The organism is Cetobacterium somerae ATCC BAA-474 (genome assembly GCF_000479045.1).
Taxonomy (GTDB): domain Bacteria; phylum Fusobacteriota; class Fusobacteriia; order Fusobacteriales; family Fusobacteriaceae; genus Cetobacterium_A; species Cetobacterium_A somerae.
Genome location: NZ_KI518211.1, coordinates 30,209 through 34,997, shown reverse-complemented (window position 1 = coordinate 34,997; position 4,789 = coordinate 30,209). Strand labels below are relative to the sequence as shown.

At 28.5% G+C, this 4,789-nt stretch carries 6 protein-coding genes and 1 pseudogene; all 7 read left to right on the top strand.

What is annotated here, in order from left to right; genetic code table 11:
* Nucleotides 1-61 precede the first annotated feature (61 nt).
* Nucleotides 62-640, top strand: a complete 579-nt coding sequence (locus tag HMPREF0202_RS14875) for an LA_2272 family surface repeat-containing protein (RefSeq protein ID WP_023051189.1) — start codon at nucleotides 62-64, stop codon at nucleotides 638-640.
* 104 nt (nucleotides 641-744) lie between these two features.
* Complete coding sequence (gene rplS / locus HMPREF0202_RS13030) at nucleotides 745-1,095, top strand: 50S ribosomal protein L19 (RefSeq protein WP_023051188.1); 351 nt, start codon at nucleotides 745-747, stop codon at nucleotides 1,093-1,095.
* A gap of 88 nt (nucleotides 1,096-1,183) precedes the next feature.
* The gene (lepB, locus tag HMPREF0202_RS13025; RefSeq protein WP_023051187.1) at nucleotides 1,184-2,110 is read left to right on the top strand and encodes a signal peptidase I; all 927 of its coding nucleotides are present in this window, start codon (nucleotides 1,184-1,186) and stop codon (nucleotides 2,108-2,110) included.
* Nucleotides 2,111-2,536 carry a GNAT family N-acetyltransferase gene (locus HMPREF0202_RS13020; protein ID WP_023051186.1) on the top strand — a complete coding sequence of 142 codons (426 nt, stop codon included), beginning with the start codon at nucleotides 2,111-2,113 and terminating at the stop codon, nucleotides 2,534-2,536.
* A gap of 25 nt (nucleotides 2,537-2,561) precedes the next feature.
* Nucleotides 2,562-3,995 (top strand): adenylosuccinate lyase, encoded by a 1,434-nt coding sequence (purB, locus tag HMPREF0202_RS13015; RefSeq protein WP_023051185.1) that lies wholly within the window; start codon nucleotides 2,562-2,564, stop codon nucleotides 3,993-3,995.
* Between the two features lies 1 nt (nucleotide 3,996).
* Entirely contained in the window at nucleotides 3,997-4,512 is a 516-nt protein-coding gene (locus HMPREF0202_RS13010) for a Gx transporter family protein (protein WP_023051184.1), read from the top strand.
* Nucleotides 4,509-4,789 (top strand): annotated as a pseudogene (locus tag HMPREF0202_RS15550) (phosphoglucosamine mutase); the annotation flags it as partial. The gene HMPREF0202_RS13010 and the pseudogene HMPREF0202_RS15550, both read left to right, overlap by 4 nt.

Genomic DNA, 4,789 nt, shown 5'->3' with positions numbered 1-4,789 from the left:
AAGAAGCGCCATTTTTTTATTTTTTGTAAAAAAAGAATTAAAAATTTTAAAGGGGATTTGAATGAAGAAGAAATTAGTAACAGGATTATTAGGATTATCATTAGCTTCTTTTGGAGCAGAGAGCTTAGAATTAGGGTTATTGTCACCAACACAACTAAATGGACCATCAACAAGTGTAAAAGGTGTAAGATTAGGTCTTATATATACTGAAAATCAAAATGTAGAGGGATTAGATGTAAATATAATAGCTAATAAAAAACAAAATTTTAAAGGGTTATCAATAGGATCTTTTTATGATAGAACTGAGGGGAATTTCGAAGGAGCAAAATTAGGTTGGTTCTTTTTACCATTAACATTTAATAGTGTTGGTGGAAATATGACTGGAGTTCAATTTGGATTAATTAACATGGTTGAACATAACACAAAAGGTGTTCAAGTAGGAGGAGCTAACTTTACAGGAACTGGAACAGGAGTGCAGTTTGGTTTCTTTAATAAAGCTAATCAAATAAAAGGTTTACAATTAGGATTTGTAAATATGGCAGAAAACTTACAAGGTTTACAAATAGGACTAGTAAACATGGCAGATAATAGTGAACTTTTTGAAGTATTACCAATATTAAACTTTAATTTCAAATTTTAATCTTCTAAATTGACAAAGTTAATATTTTATGATACACTTATATAGTTATTAAAACGAATATTCCGCTTTAATGGAATATTAAATGAATATTCAGGGAGGCTAAAATGAAAGAAAAATTAATTCAATTAGTAGAGCAAAACTACTTAAGAAACGACATTCCAGAATTCAAAGCTGGAGATACTATCGGAGTTTACTACAAGGTTGTAGAGGGTAACAAAGAGAGAATACAGTTATTCGAAGGTGTTGTAATTAGAGTAAATGGTGGAGGAATCGCTAAGACTTTCACAATAAGAAAAGTAACTGGTGGAATTGGAGTAGAGAGAATTATCCCTATGAACTCACCAATGATCGATAAGATCGAAGTTTTAAAGATCGGAAAAGTAAGAAGATCAAAACTTTACTACTTAAGAGGACTTTCTGGAAAGAAAGCAAGAATCAAAGAGATCAGAAAGTAAGATTTCTAAAGCTAAGGAAGAACAATTCCTTAGCTTTTTTCTTTTTTTTGTGTTAAAATATAAACAAATTGACTAGAGGAGTGGATTTATGAGCAGAGAGAATATAATTTTAAATACAATATTTTATGTAATTTTAACAGCATTTTTTATATACATATTTGTAAAAGAAAAAAAGATTGTTGCTAAAATAGATAAAAAAAGAACCATATTTGAAGATTACCTTGTTAATAAATTTAATTTAAATGGGAAAACATCTGAAAAGATTTTAAGAAAAACTATTAAATTAGTTGAAAGTTTAGGAAGTGCACTAATTTTAGTTTTAATTATTCAAAAATTCTACATAGGAAATTTTTTAGTACCAACTGGATCAATGATACCAACTATTGTTCCTAAAGATAGACTTTTTGGAAATATGGTAGTATATAATTTTAAAGCTCCAGAAAGAGAAGATATAATTGTTTTTAAAGAACCTATTGAGGATAAAGTTTTATATACTAAAAGGTTAATGGGATTACCCGGAGAAAAAGTACAAATAAAATACGATAGATTATTTATAGATGGAAAGAAGATATCAGATAGAGAGTATACTCCTTTAGGAGAGCTAAGTTACAATGAATGGATAGTTCCTAAAAAGGGGGATATAATAACAATTGAACCTGGACAAAATTATAATGATACATTTGAAAAAGAAAATATTGATGTAGCGAAAGTTCAGAGTCTTTTAAAAGAGAATGGAGCTTATGTGTCTCAACTATTACCAGATGTAAAATTTTTAGTAAATGGAGTACCAACAGGAATGATACTTGATTTTATACATGACCAAGAGGTTTTAAATAAATTATTAAAAGGTGAAACAGTGACAAAAACCTTAGATGAAGATTATTATTTAGCTTTAGGTGATAATACAAATGGTAGTTATGATTCAAGAATGTGGGGATTTGTAAAAGATAGCAGAATTAAAGGGAAAGCTCTTGTAAGATTTTGGCCATTAAATAGAATAGGACTATTAAAATAAATGATTATAGAAATTAATAAGCATGATGAAGAGATATTAAAAAAAATTAATTTATTAGAACAAGAAATATTTATAGAAAGTTACTATACTTTTGAAACTTTAAAAGATATGGTAAATAAAAAAGAATATAAGATTTTAGTTTTTGATGAAGATGTAAAAGGATATTTAATTTTGCATGATTCATACGATCTTTATGAAATAATGAAGATAGCTGTAAAAAAAGAGTTTAGAAATAAGAAAATAGGTGAACAGTTAATAAATTTTTATTTAAATAATTGGGAGCAAAATTTATTTTTAGAAGTTAGAGAAAGTAATGAAATAGCAAGATATTTTTATGAAAAAATAGGATTTGTAAGTGTAGGAAAAAGAAAAAATTATTATCCTAATGGAGAAACAGCAATTTTGATGTCGCTAGAAAGAAATTAATATATATTTAGGAGGAAAACTTATAATGAACAAAGAAATTTATTCGAATCCTTTAGCAGAAAGATATAGCTCAAAGGAGATGCTAGAAATATTTTCACCAAAATTTAAATTTTCAACTTGGAGAAAATTATGGTATGTTTTAGCTGAAACTGAAAAGGAGTTAGGGCTTGACATTACAGAGGAACAATTAGCAGAAATGAAAGCTAATATAGATAATATTGATTATGAACTAGCAGATGAAATGGAGAAAAAGTTTAGACACGACGTAATGGCCCATGTACATACATTTGGAACAGCAGCACCTAAAGCTATGCCAATAATTCACTTAGGAGCAACAAGTGCTTATGTTGGAGATAACACAGATTTAATTCAAATAAAAGAAGCTTTAAATATTTTAAAGAAAAAATTAATTAATGTTATGGATGGATTAGCAAAGTTTTCTAATGAATATAAAGATTTACCAACATTAGGATTTACGCATTTCCAAGCTGCACAATTAACAACAGTTGGTAAAAGAGCAACACTTTGGTTACAAAGTTTAATTTTAGATTTAGAAGAGCTAGAATTTAGACAAGATACTTTAAGATTTAGAGGTGTAAAGGGAACTACTGGAACACAAGCATCATTCCAAGAGTTATTTAACGGAGATTATAAAAAAGTAAAAGAATTAGATGAAAGAGTTGCAGAAAAAATGGGCTTTAATAAAAGATTTTTAGTTACAGGTCAAACATACGATAGAAAAATCGATTCTGAAATATCAAATCTATTAAGTAATATAGCTCAGTCTGCTCATAAGTTTACAAATGATTTAAGATTGTTACAACATTTAAAAGAAATAGAAGAACCATTTGAAAAGAGCCAAATTGGATCATCTGCAATGGCTTATAAAAGAAATCCAATGAGAAGTGAAAGAATATCTTCTTTAGCAAAGTTTGTAATAGCGTTACAACAAAGTACTGCTATGACAGCATCAACTCAGTGGTTTGAGAGAACTCTTGATGATTCAGCAAATAAAAGATTAGCATTACCACAAGGATTTTTAGCTGTAGATGCAATATTAATCATTTGGAAAAATATATTAGAAGGATTAGTAGTTTATCCTAAGATGATAGAAAAGCATATAATGGCAGAACTTCCATTTATGGCAACAGAGTATATAATAATGGAAGGTGTAAAAAAAGGTGGAGATAGACAAGAGCTTCATGAGTTAATAAGAGTTCATTCAATGGAAGCAGGAAAGCAAGTTAAAGTTGAAGGATTAGAAAATGATTTAATTGAAAGAATTATTAATGATTTATCTTTTGATATAGATAGAGAAAAATTAATGGAAATTTTAGACCCTAAAAACTTTATTGGATTTGCTCCAGCACAAGTAGTAGACTTCTTAGAAACAGAAGTAAATCCTATTCTTGAAAAGAATAAAGAACTATTAGGAATGAATACTGACTTAAAGGTGTAGTATGACAGATAAAAGAAGGAGATATCTAACGGCATTTGTGCTATTAGCTCTTTATTTATCACTGATAGAAACTTTAATTCCAAAACCATTTCCTTGGATGAAGCTTGGATTAGCTAATATTGCAACAATAATAGCTTTAGAAAAATTTGATGAGAAGATGGCAATAGAGATATTGTTGCTTCGGATTTTTATTCAAGGAATGATGTTAGGAACACTTTTTTCACCAAGCTTTATAATAAGTTTAATTTCAGGAGGGGCTAGTACCCTCTTGACCATTTTATTATTTAGATATAGAGAAAATCTATCGCTGATTGCTATTTGTATAGCAGGAGCTTTTGTACATAATTTAACACAACTTATAGTTGTTTACTTTTTGCTTTTTAGAAGTATTAGTATTATGAGTAAATCAATTTTCATATTTATTTGGGGATTTTTGTTTATGGGATGCGTTTCAGGGTTAATAACAGGGTACATATGTGAAAAATTACAACTTAGAAGGGAGAGAGTATTAAAATGAGAAAATATTTTGGAACAGATGGAATAAGAGGAGAAGCTAACAAGGAGTTAACTGTAGAGTTAGCATTAAAATTAGGATATGCATTAGGGTATACTTTAAAAAAGGAATATCCAGATAAAAAAAGAATTAGAGTAATAATGGGATCTGATACAAGAAGATCAGGGTATATGTTAAGATCAGCGCTCACAGCTGGATTAAACTCTATGGGAATAAATATAGATTTTGTTGGAGTTATTCCAACTCCTGGAGTTGCTTATTTAACAGAAAAGAGTACAGC